Origin of the sequence: Bacillus sp. UNC125MFCrub1.1 (genome assembly GCF_000701305.1) — a bacterium.
In the GTDB taxonomy this organism is placed as follows: Bacteria; Bacillota; Bacilli; order Bacillales; family Bacillaceae; genus Bacillus; species Bacillus altitudinis.
This window is the reverse complement of record NZ_JNIG01000010.1, coordinates 364,556-382,748: the sequence shown is the minus strand read 5'-3', so window position 1 is coordinate 382,748 and position 18,193 is coordinate 364,556. Positions and strand designations below refer to the sequence as shown.

The 18,193-nt window shown below is 42.0% G+C and carries 21 protein-coding genes; 15 read left to right on the top strand and 6 right to left on the bottom strand.

Annotated features, from left to right (window positions below; genetic code table 11):
• Positions 1 to 62: 62 nt before the first annotated feature.
• The 4 genes from N521_RS07055 (at position 63) to N521_RS07040 (ending at position 3,789) form a co-directional block, all read left to right on the top strand.
• Positions 63 to 695: a TetR/AcrR family transcriptional regulator gene (locus tag N521_RS07055; protein ID WP_035390631.1), complete on the top strand. Its 633-nt coding sequence runs from the start codon at positions 63 to 65 to the stop codon at positions 693 to 695.
• A 28-nt stretch (positions 696 to 723) separates the two neighbouring features.
• Entirely contained in the window at positions 724 to 1,395 is a 672-nt protein-coding gene (locus tag N521_RS07050) for a hypothetical protein (protein WP_035390630.1), read from the top strand.
• 6 nt (positions 1,396 to 1,401) lie between these two features.
• The gene (locus N521_RS07045; RefSeq protein WP_231493302.1) at positions 1,402 to 2,181 is read left to right on the top strand and encodes a DUF4097 family beta strand repeat-containing protein; all 780 of its coding nucleotides are present in this window, start codon (positions 1,402 to 1,404) and stop codon (positions 2,179 to 2,181) included.
• A gap of 219 nt (positions 2,182 to 2,400) precedes the next feature.
• Positions 2,401 to 3,789 (top strand): amino acid permease, encoded by a 1,389-nt coding sequence (locus N521_RS07040; RefSeq protein WP_035390629.1) that lies wholly within the window; start codon positions 2,401 to 2,403, stop codon positions 3,787 to 3,789.
• Between the two features lie 40 nt (positions 3,790 to 3,829).
• Here the strand turns inward: N521_RS07040 and N521_RS07035 are convergent, their stop codons facing one another.
• The 5 genes from N521_RS07035 to fabF all read right to left on the bottom strand — a co-directional run bounded on the left by N521_RS07035 (position 3,830) and on the right by fabF (position 10,735).
• Positions 3,830 to 4,711 (bottom strand): glycerophosphodiester phosphodiesterase, encoded by an 882-nt coding sequence (locus N521_RS07035; RefSeq protein ID WP_008343900.1) that lies wholly within the window; start codon positions 4,709 to 4,711, stop codon positions 3,830 to 3,832.
• Positions 4,712 to 4,803: 92 nt separating this feature from the next.
• On the bottom strand, positions 4,804 to 6,138 hold the full coding sequence (glpT, locus tag N521_RS07030; RefSeq protein WP_008343899.1) for a glycerol-3-phosphate transporter: 1,335 nt from the start codon (positions 6,136 to 6,138) through the stop codon (positions 4,804 to 4,806).
• Positions 6,139 to 6,356: 218 nt separating this feature from the next.
• Complete coding sequence (locus tag N521_RS07025; protein WP_017358711.1) at positions 6,357 to 7,127, bottom strand: SurA N-terminal domain-containing protein; 771 nt, start codon at positions 7,125 to 7,127, stop codon at positions 6,357 to 6,359.
• A gap of 152 nt (positions 7,128 to 7,279) precedes the next feature.
• The gene (locus N521_RS19940) at positions 7,280 to 9,343 is read right to left on the bottom strand and encodes a thioredoxin domain-containing protein (protein ID WP_035390628.1); all 2,064 of its coding nucleotides are present in this window, start codon (positions 9,341 to 9,343) and stop codon (positions 7,280 to 7,282) included.
• 159 nt (positions 9,344 to 9,502) lie between these two features.
• Positions 9,503 to 10,735, bottom strand: coding sequence for a beta-ketoacyl-ACP synthase II (fabF, locus tag N521_RS07015; protein ID WP_035390627.1), 1,233 nt, complete (start codon positions 10,733 to 10,735; stop codon positions 9,503 to 9,505).
• Positions 10,736 to 10,838: 103 nt separating this feature from the next.
• Between fabF and N521_RS07010 the strand changes: the two genes are divergently transcribed.
• On the top strand, positions 10,839 to 11,675 hold the full coding sequence (locus N521_RS07010) for a helix-turn-helix transcriptional regulator (RefSeq protein WP_008359338.1): 837 nt from the start codon (positions 10,839 to 10,841) through the stop codon (positions 11,673 to 11,675).
• A gap of 359 nt (positions 11,676 to 12,034) precedes the next feature.
• On the opposite strand, the gene N521_RS07005 is transcribed toward N521_RS07010, so the two are convergent.
• Positions 12,035 to 12,541 (bottom strand): hypothetical protein, encoded by a 507-nt coding sequence (locus N521_RS07005; protein ID WP_035390626.1) that lies wholly within the window; start codon positions 12,539 to 12,541, stop codon positions 12,035 to 12,037.
• A 118-nt stretch (positions 12,542 to 12,659) separates the two neighbouring features.
• On the opposite strand from N521_RS07005, the gene N521_RS07000 reads away from it, so the two are divergent.
• The 10 genes from N521_RS07000 to N521_RS06955 all read left to right on the top strand — a co-directional run bounded on the left by N521_RS07000 (position 12,660) and on the right by N521_RS06955 (position 18,181).
• The gene (locus tag N521_RS07000; protein ID WP_008343888.1) at positions 12,660 to 12,974 is read left to right on the top strand and encodes an ArsR/SmtB family transcription factor; all 315 of its coding nucleotides are present in this window, start codon (positions 12,660 to 12,662) and stop codon (positions 12,972 to 12,974) included.
• 83 nt (positions 12,975 to 13,057) lie between these two features.
• Positions 13,058 to 13,486 carry a DMT family transporter gene (locus N521_RS06995; protein WP_035390625.1) on the top strand — a complete coding sequence of 143 codons (429 nt, stop codon included), beginning with the start codon at positions 13,058 to 13,060 and terminating at the stop codon, positions 13,484 to 13,486.
• 13 nt (positions 13,487 to 13,499) lie between these two features.
• Complete coding sequence (locus tag N521_RS06990; RefSeq protein WP_035390624.1) at positions 13,500 to 13,964, top strand: DMT family transporter; 465 nt, start codon at positions 13,500 to 13,502, stop codon at positions 13,962 to 13,964.
• Positions 13,965 to 14,086: 122 nt separating this feature from the next.
• Entirely contained in the window at positions 14,087 to 14,347 is a 261-nt protein-coding gene (locus N521_RS06985; protein ID WP_003217059.1) for a metal-sensitive transcriptional regulator, read from the top strand.
• Between the two features lie 127 nt (positions 14,348 to 14,474).
• Positions 14,475 to 14,957, top strand: coding sequence for a DsrE/DsrF/DrsH-like family protein (locus N521_RS06980; protein WP_035390623.1), 483 nt, complete (start codon positions 14,475 to 14,477; stop codon positions 14,955 to 14,957).
• 14 nt (positions 14,958 to 14,971) lie between these two features.
• Entirely contained in the window at positions 14,972 to 15,328 is a 357-nt protein-coding gene (locus N521_RS06975) for a rhodanese-like domain-containing protein (protein ID WP_035390622.1), read from the top strand.
• A 52-nt stretch (positions 15,329 to 15,380) separates the two neighbouring features.
• The gene (locus N521_RS06970) at positions 15,381 to 15,938 is read left to right on the top strand and encodes a sulfurtransferase TusA family protein (RefSeq protein ID WP_035390620.1); all 558 of its coding nucleotides are present in this window, start codon (positions 15,381 to 15,383) and stop codon (positions 15,936 to 15,938) included.
• Between the two features lie 15 nt (positions 15,939 to 15,953).
• Positions 15,954 to 17,081: an MBL fold metallo-hydrolase gene (locus N521_RS06965; RefSeq protein ID WP_035390615.1), complete on the top strand. Its 1,128-nt coding sequence runs from the start codon at positions 15,954 to 15,956 to the stop codon at positions 17,079 to 17,081.
• A 34-nt stretch (positions 17,082 to 17,115) separates the two neighbouring features.
• On the top strand, positions 17,116 to 17,346 hold the full coding sequence (locus N521_RS06960; protein WP_008343881.1) for a sulfurtransferase TusA family protein: 231 nt from the start codon (positions 17,116 to 17,118) through the stop codon (positions 17,344 to 17,346).
• 58 nt (positions 17,347 to 17,404) lie between these two features.
• Positions 17,405 to 18,181, top strand: coding sequence for a sulfite exporter TauE/SafE family protein (locus tag N521_RS06955; RefSeq protein WP_035390613.1), 777 nt, complete (start codon positions 17,405 to 17,407; stop codon positions 18,179 to 18,181).
• The last annotated feature ends 12 nt before the right edge of the window (positions 18,182 to 18,193 follow it).

The following is an 18,193-nucleotide window of genomic DNA, read 5'->3' as shown; positions in this document are numbered from 1 at the left end:
CGTCGGTCGGTATGTAAAAGGGGGCGTTTGAACTGGCGCGAAATAAGTATCCAGAAAAGACGATGCAGCAAATTTTGGACGTGTCGACAAAGTTGTTTCAGGAAAAGGGATTTGAAAAGACAAGTTTGCAAGATATTATCCATGAATTGAATATGTCTAAAGGGGCTATATATCATCATTTTAAATCGAAGGATGATATATTACGCGGCGTGATGGATCGGCAGTTTCGTTATGCAACCGAGAAGCTTGAGGAGTTAATTGAGCATACGGAGGCAGCTCATGCGAAAGAGAAGCTGCAGCTTATCCTGGAGCAACTTGTGGCAGACCCTCAGTCTCATTCGATTGATGGGATCTTGGTTGATCAGATGAAAAATCCGCAATTTGTGATTGAAGGCATGAAGACAGGTGTCAATCAGGATGCTGTGAGAATCAAACAGTTAATCATTGAAGGGATTGAGGATGGTTCGATGGAAACTGCGTTTCCTGGTGAAGTGGCAGAAGTATTTTTGCTTCTTGTGAATATATGGTTGAATCCCACCTTGTTTGTCCGCAATCATGAAGAAACGGTCCAGCGTTTGTGTTTTTTAAAGCAGATGATGAAGGGTCTTGGCGTGGATATTGTGAGTGATCTATTTATTCAAAAGGTGACAGCGCACTATGCTGAAATTGGCGGGTATGATCTGCCCGAAAGATAAAGAATGCCAACTGATAGGAGGATGACGTATGATTCATTTTATGAAGGTTGAGCTAAGAAAAGGCCACATGAAGCAGTATATTCAAGCTAGTTTCATCGCGAGTATTGTGCTGCTAGTATTCATCTATTTTATTGCGTTTGCTGCAAAAATTGAACGCGAACCGGGTTTTCAGCAATATACGAATATTTATTTGTTAACGAGTACAGTATGGATGATCTTTTTTTCTATCATCACAGCTATGCTGTATTGGCGTGTAGGCAAGACTGTTTATCAGGAACGCACATCCAATTCAGTGAGATTCCTTTCTCATATGATATGGATGGTGTGCCTTTCAACGTTTGCGATGATGTGTAGTATCATTCCTTCGTTTGTTGTGTTTAGTGTGACTGAATTGTTTTTCCCTATTGTTCACGATACGCTGACGGCAGGTTCTCTGTTTCAATTGATGAAAACATTCTTTATGTTGATTGTTTGTGTTCAAGCGATTGGCATGATGGCGATGAGAATAGGGTTGAGCAAGAAATCTGTTTTGATGACCGTCCTGACTGCCATTGTTTTATGTGCTGTTTTAGGAAATGTATCGCTCGCCATTTATGGCAATGATCAAATGAACCTCATCCTGTCAGGAGTGATGATTGCAGCAATCCTCATTGTGATCTTGGAATTGTGGAGCCGCATCGGCCGGCTGCAAACGAGGTAATTCATGATGGGAAAAGGGTGGAGACATGTGAAGCATACGGTTCAAATTGAAGAAGCAATAACGGAACTTTCGTTAAACTGGCTGGTGGGAGATGTTCGCCTTTATCACCATGATCATCCTTATTTATTGATGAAGCAGACCACCAATCATGTATTCCCCCATCGGTATTTACTGCATCATCAAGTGCAGGAAGGCAGGCTAGTCATTCAAGATAAAAGAAAACGAGCGATCAGCTTGGGGCTTCATCTTCATCAAACGAATTTGGAGATTTACCTCCCTCAGGCACAGTTACAGTCCTTGTCTATTCATTGTAAAGGAGCAAATCTATTCTTGGATGGACTGAAGGTGAAGGAGGCTGACTGCCAATTGATTTCTGGAAAGTCCATGTTCACGGGAGAAATCAAGCATCTGCGCTTGCAGACAGTGGGTGGACTTATCTCTAGTCAACAGCTCAACACGCAGACATTGAGCCTGCGTACTACTTCGTCAAAAGTGGAGATGGTAGGTGCTTTTTCAGATATTGATCTGAATTTAATAGGCAGAAGGGTACAGATACATTCAAAGGCCATGTTGCATTCGCTCAAATCGACGTCAACTGGATCATCTGTCAAAGTGGCAATTCCGGAAAATGATGGATTTATTTGTTATGTGAAGAAAAGATCAGGTACTTTTCACAATGACTTTCCTTGTGTTGATGATCAGGATAGAATGGTTTATAAAAATGGAGGGAAAAGCTTTGAGGTCGATATAAGGGGAGGTTCTTTTCTATTAAGTGATGGTCATTGAAGCGATGATGATCCTCTGATTCGATATATCAATATAAAATAATTTGAATATCTTTTTATGTCAGAATATTTTGTTAATAGTGTTTTCCTCAAAAAAACAATTGTTTTTTAAGGGTAGATTTATTATGATAATATACATCGAAAGATTGAAGATTTTGAATCAGAATGAAAATTCTGATTTTTTATTTTTTATGTTGTTTGTTGATGAGGGGGAATAGAAGTGGCTCAAAAGGAATTAAAGAGAGGGTTAAGTGCTCGTCATATTCAAATGATTGCGCTTGGCGGCACAATTGGTGTTGGCTTATTTATGGGGTCAGCTAAAGCCATTCAATGGACAGGTCCATCGGTTCTTCTCGCGTACGCAGTGTGTGGTATTTTTATCTTTTTTATTATGCGTGCGATGGGAGAAATGTTGTATCTTGAACCGAGTACGGGATCGTTTGCTACATTTGGGCATCAATATATTCATCCGCTTGCGGGGTATATGACAGCTTGGAGTAACTGGTTCCAGTGGGTCATTGTTGGAATGTCTGAGATTATCGCCGTAGGCGCTTATATGAAATATTGGTTCCCGGAGTTACCGGCGTGGATTCCCGGATTAATCGCCATGATCATTTTAGGTGCGGCCAACTTGATTTCGGTTAAGTCATTCGGTGAGTTTGAATTCTGGTTTGCGATGATCAAGATTGTGACGATTATTTTAATGATCATTGCAGGTTTAGGCATTATTTTCTTTGGGTTTGGCAATGGTGGAACAGCGATTGGTTTGTCTAACCTTTGGGCGCACGGCGGATTCTTTACAGGTGGATTTAGCGGTTTCTTGTTTGCATTATCCCTAGTGATTGCTGCCTATCAAGGGGTAGAGCTCATTGGGATTACTGCAGGTGAGGCGCAAAATCCGCAAAAGACGCTGACAAATGCCATCAAAAGCATCATCTGGCGTATTTTGATTTTCTATATCGGTGCGATCTTTGTCATCGTAACGGTGTATCCGTGGGATCAGCTGAATACGCTCGGCAGTCCATTTGTGGCGACGTTTGCGAAAATTGGAATTACGGCAGCAGCAGGTATTATTAACTTTGTTGTCATTACAGCAGCGATGTCCGGCTGTAATAGTGGAATCTTCAGTGCGGGACGTATGCTTTATACATTAGGTGTGAATGGACAGGCACCTGCTTTCTTCACAAAAATTTCGAAGAATGGTGTACCGTATTTTGGGACATTTGCTGTGCTGATTGGTTTAGCGGTTGGGGTGGTCTTAAATTACGTTTCGCCGCCAAACATTTTCGTTTATGTGTATAGTGCGAGTGTCCTTCCTGGTATGGTGCCTTGGTTTGTCATTTTGATTAGTCATATTGGCTTCAGAAAAGCGAAGGGGGCAGCGCTTGATCAGCATCCATTTAAGATGCCGCTAGCACCAGTTTCTAATTATCTTACGATTGGCTTCTTATTGATGGTTCTTGTGTTTATGCTCATTAATCAGGATACGCGTATTTCTCTTATTGTGGGGATTGTTTTCTTGATTGTTGTAGCGCTTAGCTTCTTCATATTTGGGATTGGAAAGAGAAAACCGATCCAAGCTGCTCCATCTAATCAAACGGTGGAATAATCAAAAGCCTTGCGGAGTGGACCCGCAAGGCTTTTGTCGTTTACAGAGAAGCTTTGACACGCTGAAAGACATCTGGAAAGTTGGTGAAAAGACCGGTGACGCCGTATTGCAGAAGACGTGTCATGTCTGCCTCGCTATTGACTGTATATGGGTGAAGGAGAAGTCCATGGCTTCTGACCTGCTGTACATTTTCAAGTGTCAAAGCTCTAAAATTCGGTCCGATCCCCACTGCATACGATTTGATGAAGTCGAGCTGATCATCTGTAATAGACGTCATTTGCGCTCTATCTAATAGCTGTACTTTTGGAAGCCGAGGGGCGAGTTTCTGCAATTTTAATAGACTTTCTTGGCTGAAAGATTGGATGATGACCTGCCCTTTTCTCGTATGTTTTCCAAGAAGATGATGTTTCTTTAAGACGGCCAATAGCTTTTCTTCCATTTGTGGATAGATGTCTGGTTTTTTGGTTTCAATATAATAATTTTCTCGTTTACCGAAGTAGCGTAATACCTCATCTAATGTGAGGACTTGCTGTCCAATATAGTGGGTATTTTGTTTGTCGGGGTTGGCTTCGTTAAACCATGCACCGGCATCGAGCTGTTTGATTTCGGCAAGTGTGAGGTCTTTGACCCAGCCTGTTCCGTTTGTCGTCCGGTCAACCGTTTCATCGTGCATGACGATGAGGTGTCCATCCTTTGTCATTTGAAGGTCGAGTTCGAGGTAATCTGCATTCATCTTTGTGGCGAGCTTGTAGGAAGCCAGGGTATGCTCTGGGGCATACCCTGATGCTCCGCGGTGTGCAACGGTTAAAATGCGATCTGGAGATAAAAGATGTTCATGTGCCGATATGGTGGTCGGCACCCAACCAAAAGACAGTAAAGCAAAAGAGAGTAACACGAAAGCAAGTAATCTACTTTTCTTCATATTTTATCCTCCTTTTACGGTAACTGCCTCCATCATAAGAAATAGATGTAAAGGGCATGTTGGGCGGAGATGAATCTTTTATGTGATTTTCATTAAGCTTGCTCTACGCGCTTTCCTGTATTCCATGTCATGGCGAGGAACACAATCGCAAGGATACAAGAACCAACTAGTAAAATGAAACCTCCTGTCCAGTCATAGTGATCGACGACGACGCCCATCATGGCATTAGCAAAAGCAGAGCCACCAATATACCCAAAGAATCCTGTCAGCCCGGCAGCAGTGCCAGCGGCTTTTTTCGGAGCGAGATCAATGGCTTGCAGTCCAATGAGCATGACGGGTCCGTAAATTAAAAACCCGATGCTGATGAGGGCAATGTTATCAACCATTGGATTGCCAGCAGGGTTTAACCAGTACACAAGAACCGCAATTAACACGCCAATCATAAAAAGGACGCCAGCAGGTGCGCGGCGGCTTCTAAAGAAGCGGTCACTAATCCACCCGCACAATAATGTACCAGGGATGCCTGCATATTCATAAAGGAAATAAGACCAGCGTGAATGCTCTGGTGAGAATCCTTTTGCTTCTGTTAAATAGGTAGGTGCCCAGTCTACGACCCCGTAACGGACAAAGTACACAAAGACGTTGGCAATGGCGATATACCAAAGGAATTTGTTGTTGAGTACATATTTAAACAAAATCTCTTTTACTGTTAATTCTTTTTCTTGATCTTCATATTGTTGTGCCGGATAGTCATTTCGGTATTCTTCAATTGGCGGAAGACCAGCGGATTGCGGGGTGTCCCGTACGAGAAGAATGATGACGAAGGAGACGATAATGGCAATGATGGCAGGGAAGAAAAAGATACTTTTCCACGTCGCAAACAAAACAATTCCTAATGTAATAAGCGGTGCAAGAATCCCCCCGCCGATATTGTGAGCGACGTTCCAAATCGACATTTTCGTTCCACGTTCACTCACCGAAAACCAATGCGCCATCGTGCGTCCGCATGGCGGCCACCCCATTCCTTGAAACCAGCCGTTTAAGAACATGAATAAAAACATGATCCATACACTGGATGTCACCCATGGAAATGAGACAAATAGAATATTGATAAGAGCTGATAGAAAAAGTCCAGCGGCTAAAAAGTATCTTGGGTTACACCGGTCTGAGATCATCCCCATAATGAATTTACTAAAGCCATAAGCGATTGAAACGGCCGCTAGTACAAAGCCTAATTCACTTTTTGTGAACCCCTCTTCCTGTAAATAAGGGATGGCAAATGCGAAATTTTTGCGCAGCAAATAGTAGCCCGCATATCCGATAAAGATTCCCAAAAAGACTTGCAGCCGCAGCCGTTTATAGGTTTCGTCTGTTTTGGCATCATCGAGCCTGTCGATATGCGGAGCGGGTTTAAACCATTTGAACATAAACATCCTCCTCTTGTAGATATGACTGAAACAAAAGTACGAGGTCTGTCTTTGATCTTGTACTTTTTCAGAGACAAAAGAATTGATAACGCTTTCTTTTGTACTCCCATCATATCGGATGGAGTAGATGTTTATGATGAGGCTTTTGTCATTATTTTGGAAAAACAGTTCATGAAGTGATGAAAAAAATCCGCACAATGGCGGATTTTTAATAGTGGTTAAATCGATACATCAATTTTTGCAGATTTCTTTAGTTGATCAATTTCTTTTTGTACTTCTTTTTGCTTTTCTTGAGATTCTAACTGCTTCTTGATTTGTGATTTGACGTCTTTGAAATCAGGTGCTTTTTGTTTTTGTTTTTTCATTTGTTCGGCGTATTGGTCATAGTACGCTTTGACGTCTTTTTCAGACACAGAGGCTGATTTAATTTCTTTGTCGACATATTGGCTGTATTTGATGCTGTCGGCAATATCACTTTTCAGCTGATCCATTGTCAGTCCGCTCTTTTTGAGTGCTTCTTCAAATTGAGCATTGTCTTTAAATTGTTTCTTTTCTTCTTTTAGCTGCTTATCGACTTGCTTGTCAGAGGCTTTATAGCCCTTCTTCTCAGCATCTTGCAGGATGAGCTCTTGACCTACTAGCGCATCAATGGTTTGCTTTTTGACAGCTTTTGCGCCTTCTTTAGATGTTGGGTCTTGTCCTGACTGCTGAAGCTGACCTTGAATGGTCGATAAGGCGCTATTGTATTCACTTCCTGTGATTTTATCTTTGTTGACGGTAGCAACGACCTTTTGATCATCAATTTTTTGTGCGTCTAATTTCTTTTGCATCTCTTCCATTTGCTTTTGCTGCTCTTTTTGGTCAGCCTGTGTTGTTTCCTTGCTGTTGGCTGAATCGTTTTGCTTATCCTGTTTCGCATCGTTTGATGAGCAGGCTGCAAGCCCCACTGATAACAGACAAGCAATGAGTGTATATGATACTTTTTTCAATTATTTTCTCTCCCTTCGGTATGAGAACATCTAGTGCGCATTCTAACCGTTTTAGAGGAAAAATAAAACCGTACAGACGAATTGTTAGCGGATTGACATTTTTTTTATCTGTTTGTCCTCATTTTGTCTTCTCATAGTCATCATATGACAGCTCAAATTTGAAATAATTGTTCCATCGCTTCGTCGAGATTGGTGATCGGCTGGCGGCAACTGTAGTTCTCACAAATATAGACTGTCGTGCTGTCGTTGATCGTTTTGTAATCTTTTGCAAAAGGTGCGAGCCTTGCTAATTCTTGCCCTGTTTCGGCAGTTAAAATGATATCAAATGGCATGAATCGTTTTTGCAATGCTTGTAGAAGCTGTTCTTTTTGCGGGTCGCCCTTTTTCCCAAGAATAATGATTTCTCGTTTTGCGGCATATTGGCTTAATAGTCCTTGTAAAAAGGCGGTATGTCCGCTTGGATAGGAAGAGACATCGACGTAAAAGGCGCTGAACATCTTCTCTAGTGTTTCGATCCAGTCTTGACGTCCGATCATTCTGCTTAGTTTCAGAAGGTGTTGGAGTGCAGTACTGTTACCAGACGGCATGGCCCCGTCGTATACTTCTTTTTCACGAACGATAAGCGCTTCTGCATCTGAGCCTGAGAAGAAAAAGCCCCCGATTTGCTCATCCCAAAATAGTTCAAACATATTTTCACCAACGGCTCTGGCTTTTGTCAGCCAATCTAGGTCAAAGGTCGCTTCGTATAAAGACATATACGCTGTGAGCATGTGCGCATAATCCTCGATAAAGCCTAGATGCTTTACGTCCCCTTCCCTGTAGCGGACCATGAGCCGTTCCTGCTGGACGAGGTGTGTTTCTAGAAAAGACATTGCCTGTTTTGCTATGCGGATAGCCTCTTTTTCATGAAAGACACTCCCTGCTTTGGCAAGTGCGGAGATCATCAGCGCATTCCACGATGTGAGTACCTTGTCATCGATCAGCGGTGCAGGTCGCTGCTGTCTTACAGTGAGTAAGATGTTTCGAGCGAATTGCAGTTTAGAATAAAGGGTTTGGTCGTCGATTGAATATGCTGCCTTGATGTCATCAAATGAGGTGGAAATGGTATGAGGGATGTTCTGTCCTTCAAAATTTCCTTCCTCTGTGATGTGGTAGACCGCACAAAATAAAGTGCCGAGGTCATCACCTAAATGAGTCATGATCTCCTCTTTTGTCCAAACGTAATATTGCCCTTCCTTTCCTTCCGAATCGGCATCGATTGCCGAATAAAAAGAGCCATCACGATTCATCATGTCTCGTTTGATAAATTGAATGAGGTCTTGGACAAGCTTTTCGTACTCAAGGTGTTGAGTGATTTGATAGGCTTCGGTGTAGGCATCTATCAGCAAGGCGTTATCATACAGCATCTTTTCAAAATGCGGCACAAGCCATTTTTCATCCGTTGAATATCGAGTAAATCCAGAACCAATATGATCATAAATACCGCCGTTTGCCATGCCATTTAATGTTTTTGTGACGGCATATAACGCATTTTCTTGCCCTGTCCATTCAAAATAACGCATGAGAAACGTGAGCATATGAGGTGCGGGAAATTTAGGCGCAGAACCGAAGCCGCCATACAGCGTATCAAAGCTGCTCATGAGCTGATAATAGGCTTTGTGAATCGACTCCTGAGTGAGCGTATTTTCTGTCTGCCCTGCTGCCTTGATCCGTAAATTATTTGTTGCCTTTTCTGCCAATGATTCAATATGATCACGATCGTTGTGATACGCATCCAGCAATTGCGTCAGTGCTTCAATGAAGCCGGGACGGCCGTAAGCACTTCTTTTTGGAAAGTATGTCCCCGCATAAAACGGCTTTTGATCAGGCGTGACAAACACGTTGAGCGGCCAGCCGCCTTGCCCGGTCATCATCTGACAAACGGACATATACATCGAGTCAATATCTGGACGCTCCTCACGATCAACTTTGATTGAAATGAAATGCTCGTTTAGGATGTCAGCGACTTGTTGATCTTCAAAGCTTTCGTGTGCCATGACGTGGCACCAGTGGCAAGTGGCGTAGCCGATGCTGACAAGCACCGGTTTATTTTCACGTTTCGCTTTGTCGAATGCTTCTTGCCCCCACGGGTACCAGTGAACTGGGTTGTGGGCGTGTTGAAGGAGGTAGGGTGATTTTTCCGTGATGAGTGGGTTGGGTGTTTGGTTGTTTGGCATGGGACACCTTCTTTCTAAATGTTTTTTAGTATTTTCTTTTCTCCATTTAATATATCAGATTGCTGAGGCTCGTCATATTTTGTCTGTGAGGTATTCCCATCATGAAAAAAACAAGGGCTATAAACCCTTGTTTTGTCATTATTTCACCTTTTCATCACTTCAATCGTAATGTTTTAACAAGATGGCTGAATTATGTCCTCCAAAACCAAAAGAATTGGATAGCCCATATTTCAATGGAAGCTGTCTCGCTTCCAATACAACATCTAAGTTACAATCTGGATCTTGCTTCTCTACATTAATAGTTGGCGGAATCAATCCTCGTCTCAAACTTTCCACTAAAGCAATCGCTTCTACTCCGCCAGCAGCACCAAACATGTGCCCAGTCATTGACTTGTTCGCCGTTGTTGGAATTTCACCTGAACGATCACCAAATAATTTCTTAATCGCTAGAACTTCTGAACGATCACCTACTTGTGTACTTGTTGCATGAGCACTAATAACATCGATTTCACTTATTGATATATCTGCACTTCTCAATGCTTTCTTCATGGCTAAGTAGGCACCCCTACCTTCTGGGTGTGAAGCGACCATATGATGAGCATCTGAACTAGCTCCGTATCCCACTACTTCACATAATATCGGCGCATCTCTAAGAATTGCGTTGTCTAATGATTCTAATACTAAGATACCTGCGCCTTCACTCATCACAAAGCCATCTCTATCTGTATCGAATGGGCGGCTGGCTCGACTTGGGTCTTGGTTTCTAGTAGATAGTGCGTGTGCGTTTCCAAAACTAGCCAAAGATATCTGGTTGACGGCAGCTTCTGCTCCACCGGCAAATATAATATCTGCTTCATCGTTTCGGATCGCATTGAAAGCTTCACCAATAGAAGTGTTACCGATAGAACAAGCTGTGACTGGTGACAATGATGGCCCTTGTGCGCCTAATTTGATGCTGATTTGGGCCGCAGCTGCATTTGAAATCATCATTGGGACAAGGCTAGGGCTTACTCTCGAGGGACCTCGTTTATCTAATACATTCACCTGATCAACAAGCGATTGTATGCCCCCGATTCCTGAACCAACATATACGCCTAAACGTTCAAGATCTACTTGATCTAACTGTAATTGTGATTGTTCTAATGCTTGTTCGGCTGCTGCTAAGGCAAACTGACTAAAACGATCTAATCGTTTTGCTTCTTTTCTCCCTAATATTTCATCTGCATCGAAATCACGAACGATTCCAGCTATTTTTGTTTTATAATCAGTCGTATCAAAAGAATCAATGTGAGATATTCCCGATTGTCCTTTAATGAGTTGATTCCAAAAGCTATCTATATCATTTCCAAGTGGAGAAATAACTCCCATTCCAGTAATAACAACTCTTTTCATGATCATTCCCTCCTTGTTTTTATTAACTTTAGCCATTGTGTTATCCTATTACAAGTTGTTGTTTATCCTAGTATAATGAATAATATTTTAAAGGGAGATCTGAATGAAACCTGAAACAAGACTTCAAGCATTATCAGAATTTCTAAAAAACCAACGTTCAAAAATTACGCCTCAAATGGTTGGTTTACCTGTAGGAACCCGCCGAAGAACACCAGGGCTCAGAAGAGAAGAAGTAGCTCAACTAGCCGGTGTGAGTCTTACTTGGTATACATGGTTAGAGCAAGGCAGAGATATAAAAGTATCTACTTCGGTATTAGATGCGATTTCTAGTGCGTTACAATTAAATAACGATGAAAGGAGATATTTGTACGCTTTAGCGTTAGAGGAAGGTGTGAAACAATCCTATATCATTGAGAATGAGAAGGAAATCAGTCCGGCTTTAGTGAAAATTTTGCAGGAGCTTCGTTATTGTCCAACGATTATATCTGATAGAAGAAGTCAGATTGTTGGGTGGAATCAAGCAGCAGCTAATGTATTTTTGGACTTTGAACAAATCATCCCGGCAGAAAGAAATATCATCCGCTTACTATTCGCAAGAAAGGAATTTAAAAGTTTAGCCGTGAATTGGGAGCATTTTGTAAGAGGCTATATCGCCATATTTAGAACGTATTATGGACAGTATGTGGCGGATGACTGGTATGAGCAATTTATAGAAGAAATGGAGCAGGCATATCCTGAGTTTCGTAAAATATGGAATGAAAATGAGATCAGCTATGCACCTGAAGTATTAATTGAATTTCGTCATGCTAAGGTAGGGAAAATGTTGTTTAATCTCACTTCATTACAAGTGTATGGGGATACTGATTTAAGATGCAGTGTCTATACTCCAGTTGAGGATACTGAAACGGAGCTTAAGTTAAAACGTTTGATTGAAGGGTAGCTATTGTTTGGAGAGAAGAATAGATTTGAGGTATCCTTCCTTCGTTATAATTTAGATAAATTAAGTATTTATGGTAGAAATTATTTTGTGCTTTTTAAACTTAATCATGACATTTAGCTTCTTCGGGTATCGCTGATTGAGACATGCCGTCTATTCGCTTATCTAGTTCAAATAATATGAAAAAGTTTATGATGTTCTGAAGAGAGGTAATTGAGGAAATTTTGGTTCCTTCAACTACCTCCGTGTTACATTTATATTCGCTTTTCTATTCATAACTTCAATTGATCTTTGCTTAACCAAGGTTACGCTTCTACGATCTCTAATAACACAGCATTTTGATGTAACTTGTCAATTCTCCTCTACCTCTTCACTAGTACATATTGTAAGTTTTCTAATTCAAACATATCAATCAGTTCATCGATCCCTTTAAAATCGATATGTTTTCCAAACCGTTTTTTGCTTAGGTCAATTTCTACATCCAATTGATCGTCCTTTTCTTTCATTTCGAGTTCATTTAGACAAGAATAGATTTCGATGGTTTCTCCTTTTGACAGCTCTTTTTCAATGAATTTAAAAAGTGCACGAAGAGAATGAATGATGTCTAATTCATAAACAAAAGGGTGCGTGAATTTGTTTCTCACCGCTTCATTGACGGGATCTAGATAATCAATGTGAATGCCTTCGAAATCCTCTTCTGTTTCAAATACTTCTATCAAAAGATCTTCTTTTTGATAGATTTTGGGCTTTTTTTGTTTTTTATCAAACATGTTGATATTGAGTTCAGAGAATGGTTTATAGGTAGGATTTTGACCAATGGTACCAAGCGGCAGTTCTTTGTTTGATCCAATATAATGCTGTAAAGTCATGGGTTGCCCTCTTTCCTTGAAATATTCCTTATAGCGTTGATTATTTCCTTTTTACCAATTTAGAGATAAATATGCAATGGCTTGACATATCGGTATTTCTAGATATACAATGTCTGCCATGGAACCTATTGATGTGTTTAAGGCATTATCGAATGAAACAAGGTTGAATATTTTAAAGTGGCTCAAGGAACCAGAGAAGCATTTTCCTAAGCAAGGCGCTCATTTACCGAAGGAGGTTAGTTATAAGGGAGGCGTTTGTGTTGGGGATATTCAAGAAAAGGCGCAAATTTCTCAATCAACGGTCTCTAGCTACTTACATTTGATGCAAAAGGCTGGTCTGCTCGAATCGGTACGGCATGGACAATGGACATACTATAGACGAAATGAAGAATTTATCCAACAGATCGGACAATATATGAAAACAGAGATCTAAAGGATGTGTGATTTCTGTTTTTTTCTATTCTATATATCTGTTTATCTAGATATCTAAATATATGAATCAAAGGAGATTTAATGATGCGTTTAATTTTTTATGTGCTTGCACTATTAGCGGGTGCGGCACTTAGTTTTGAAGGAGCCATCTATGCGGAACTTGGGAAGTCGATCGGACAGTTAGAAACGAGTTTTTATAACTTTTTTGTCGGTTCAATTATCATGGGGCTATTGTGGCTCTTTGTTGGCAAAGGTGACCTTTCCTATACGTTGAAGGCACCGAAATGGTCGCTACTTGGCGGAGCGATGGGGGTTGTGTATTTAACGTCTATTGTGGTGAGTGTTCCATTTGTTGGTGTGGGGGTAACGATGGTTGCTGTCATTATTGGTCAGCTGATGATGAGTATGGTGATTGAGCATTTTGGCTGGCTTGGGAGTCAGAGAACGAGAGTAAACAAAGAGAAGGTATTTGCGGTCATTTCGATGATCATTGCCCTTATTCTTATTCATTAGGAGGAAACTCGATATGGCATTATTGTTAATTTTATTTACTTTCATCGGAGGCATTACGTTAAGTGCGCAATCTTCCATAAACGGTACGTTTAGCAGGAGAGCGGGTACGATTGAAACGACCTTTTTGACCTTTTTAACGGGTACGATGTTTTTGACCATTCTGATTTTATTCTTTGGGAGCGGCCATCTGTTGAATCTCTTGCATGCACCAAAGTGGCAGTTGAGTGCGGCTTTTCTTGGAACGGCTTATTTAATCCTGACAGTGGTCGCTGTTCCGAAAATCGGTGTCATTGCTGCGAATATTGCGGGGATTGCTGGGCAGCTTGTCATTGGAATGGTCATCGATCATTTTGGCTGGTTCCATAGCCTAATGATTTCACTTGATCTCAAACGCATATTGGCATTATTTTTTATGCTGATCGCTCTTTATTTTATTTACAAAGGAAATAAGCGCTCTAGAGAGGAAGCGAGTGCTTAAAGAGAACGGGCTGCTGCGACATTTGCTCTCAGTAGCTCTTTTGTAATGATTCATCATGTTTGACTAAATACCTGTCAGGGTATACTATCTGATCATAGGGAAAAGAGAAAGGAGTGTTAAACGTGGAGTATAATCAGCAGATGAAGAATCGTCTTCGCCGGATTGAAGGGCAGATTAAAGGGGTTCTTGCCATGATGGAGCAGGGAAAGGATTGCCGTGAGGTGGTGACGCAGCTATCTGCATCACGCAATGCCATTGATCGGGCGATGGGTGTGATTGTGAGTACAAACCTTGAACAATGTGTCCGTGAAAGTCTTGAACAAGGCAAGGATACAGAGGGGCTTGTCAAAGAAGCGGTTGAACTCTTGGTGAAAAGCCGGTAAGAAATTCCTCAGCCTTTGGAGGTTGACGAATTTTTTTACTTGTTATAATATACCCTTACCGGTATGTGTATATATTTTTTGTTTTCAATATACCCCCACGGGTAATTTATATATAAGGAGGATCATGATGGAGGAACAGAAAAAACGAACAACAATTGTTTTATTTAGTGGAGATTATGATAAAGCGATGGCCGCTTACATTATTGCAAATGGCGCAGCAGCTTATGATCACGAGGTGACGATTTTTCATACTTTTTGGGGGCTGAATGCCTTGCGTCAGGAAGAGATGGTGCCACTGAAGAAGGGATTTTTAGAAAAAATGTTTGGCAAAATGATGCCGCGTGGCGCTGATCGAATGGGGCTGTCAAAGATGAATTTTGCAGGAATGGGACCGAAGATGATCAAGCATGTGATCAATAAACACAATGCCATGACCCTGCCGCAGCTCATTGATATGGCGAAGGAACAAGAGATCAACCTCGTGGCATGTACGATGACGATGGATCTTTTAGGGCTGCAGGAGAATGAATTACTAGAAGACATTCAATATGCCGGTGTGGCAGCGTATTTAGCAGAGGCAGAAATCGGGAATGTGAACTTATTTATCTAGGGAGGTGTCCATACATGATTCAAACGCTTTTGCTCATTATTGTGATCGCTTTGCTTGTGAGCCGTTTTCTTCCCGTACGGGGTGTGAAACAAATGGACGCAGCTCATCTGAAACCTACATTGCATAGTCGGCATCAACAGCTGATAGACGTGCGATCACCTTTAGAATTTCAAACAAATCATATAAAAGGTTTTCAAAATATCCCCTTACCACAGTTAAGGAATCGAGCGCATGAGCTTGAGAAAGACAAAGAAGTGTATGTGATCTGCCAAAGCGGGATGAGAAGTATGCAGGCGGCTAAATTGTTAAAAAAACAGGGATTTACCCACATTACGAATATCAAGGGTGGCATGAATGCTTGGCAATTATAGGTATCAATAGGCTTTGTAATATACCCCCACCCCTATAAAAGGAGGAAAAACAATGCAGCAACCAACAGCAATTCTAGATACAAAAGGATTGGCATGCCCAATGCCCATTGTCAAAACGAAAAAACAAATGAATGAGCTCTTGCCAGGAGATGTGCTTGAAGTGCAAGCAACTGACAAAGGGTCTACAGCGGATTTAGCAGCTTGGTCAAAAAGCGCCGGTCATGAATTTTTAGGCACAAAAGTAGAAGGACAGGTGCTTCATCATTTGATTCGTAAAGGCGGAGCGAAACAGGAGGAGCAGTCAATGATTTCGGAAATGTCGTTGAACATGTTTCAACAGAAGGTAAAAGAAGATCAGTCATTGTTTATTTTAGATGTACGAGAGCCAGATGAATACGAAGCGGGTCATATTCCAGGAGCTGTTCACATCCCTCTTGGCGAGGTGGAACAACGTGCTGAAGAATTGAACCGAGAGACGCTCATTTACCTCATCTGTCATTCAGGCAGAAGAAGTGAATTAGCCGCACAAAAGTTAAAAGAAAAAGGATTCCATCAATTGATCAATGTAGTGCCAGGCATGAACAGCTGGACAGGAGAGATTGAAAAATAGGAGCTGAATGAACCAATGACTGTAAAAGCAATGACAGCAGAACAGTTAACAAAAAAGATCATCAACAAAGAGCCGATCTTTTTGTTGGATGTACGAAACGAAACAGATGTGCAGGACTGGAAAATTGAAGGGAAAGCCGTTGAATATTTAAATGTGCCTTACTTTGAGCTTCTTGATGGCGTAGAGGATATGGTGGAGAACATACCGGATGACCTAGATGTACTGGTCGTTTGTGCGAAAGAGGGCTCTTCTATTATGGTGGCAGAGATGCTGTCAGAGGCAGGCAGAACGGTCCATTATTTGCAAGGCGGCATGAAGGCATGGAGTGAGCATTTAGAGCCAGTGAAGATCGGTGATTTAACTGGCGGTGGAGAGTTGTACCAATTTGTGCGAATGGGCAAGGGGTGCTTGTCCTATATGATCATGTCGAATAGGGAAGCTGCGATTATTGATGCGGCTAGAATGACGGAGGTCTATACGCAATTTGCCAAAAAACATCAAGTCACAGTGACGCATGTGTTTGATACGCACCTTCATGCGGACCATATATCTGGCGGGAAAAAGCTGTCTGAACTGACTGGTGCTATCTATTGGCTACCGCCAAAAGACGCCGAAGAGGTGACATTTGATTACAATCACCTTGAAGAAGGACAGCGTGTGACGATTGGAGCGACGGAGATTGATATTCATGCCCTTTATTCACCGGGCCATACGATTGGTTCAACCTCTTTTATCGTAGACGGCCGTTATCTCCTTTCAGGTGATATTTTGTTCATTGATTCGATCGGAAGACCTGACCTAGCCGGTATGGCGGAGGACTGGGTAGGTGATTTGAGAGAAACCCTTTATACACGATATACGGCGCTTTCGGCAGAATTGATTGTGCTGCCTGCACATTTTATGATCGTGGATGAGCTGAATGAAGACGGGAGCGTTTGGAAGGAACTAGGCGCTTTGTTTGAAGAAAATCACGGGCTGAACATTGAAGATGAAGACGTATTTAGACAAATGGTCACGCAGCATCTACCTGCACAGCCAAACGCTTATCAAGACATTCGGTCTACCAATATGGGGAAGCTGCATCCAGACGAGGAAGCGCAGCGAGACATGGAAATTGGTCCAAACCGTTGTGCGATTCGATAATGTTCAATAAAATAAAGAAGCGAGGGATGATCAGATGACATCAGATCACATTTTAGACGTAACCGGGCTTGCATGCCCAATGCCGATTATTCGGACGAAGAAAAAAATGAACGACTTGGCAGAAGGCCAAGTATTAGAAATACATGCAACAGATAAAGGGGCCAAAGCTGATTTGGCTGCATGGGCTAAGTCAAGCGGACATGAATTGATCACGCAGACAGATGAAGGGCATGTGCTGAAGTTCTGGGTGAGAAAAGGGTCCTAAAGGGGAGAGGGGTATCTATGAGGGAGCCCCTTTTCCTTTTGCAAAGGAGGAGACCAGCGTGGATTTTGCATTTTTCATTACTTTATTTATCATCGGATTTATTGGTTCCTTCTTATCAGGAATGGTCGGAATAGGAGGATCGGTGATCAACTATCCTATGCTGCTTTATATCCCGCCTCTAGTCGGAGTGATGGCATTATCGGCACACGAGGTTTCAGGGATTGGTGCCATTCAAGTACTATTTTCGACACTCGGCGGTGTGCTGGCGTATCGAAAAAGCGGATTTTTACATCGACCATTGATTTTATATATGGGGAGCAGTATATTGGCAGGGAGTTTATTAGGCAGCTATTTATCACATTTCCTTCTAGAGAAAGGCATCAATGTGGTCTATGGTCTGCTTGCCATTGTCGCTGTCATTTTAATGCTTGTTCCGAAAAAAGGTCAGCAGGCAGAAGCGGATGGAGAGGTGACCTTTCATAAAGGATTGGCGGCTGGTATTGCCTTTGTGATCGGAAGTGTATCCGGTGTATTAGGTGCAGGCGGTGCCTTTATTTTAGTGCCGGTGATGCTATCGATTCTCAAAATCCCTGTGCGGATGACGATTGCCTCGTCTCTGGCGATTACGTTTCTCTCTGCGATCGGCGCATCGGCTGGGAAAGTGCTGACTGGTCAAGTCATGTTCATGCCTGCGCTTGTCTTAATGGTAGCCAGTTTGATGGCCGCGCCGATTGGGGCGAAAATTGGCCAGAAAATCAATGCCGTTTATTTGCAATGGGCGCTTGCCGTGATGATTACAGCCACAGCGATCAAAATCTGGGTGGATTTATTATAAGAAAAAGACCAA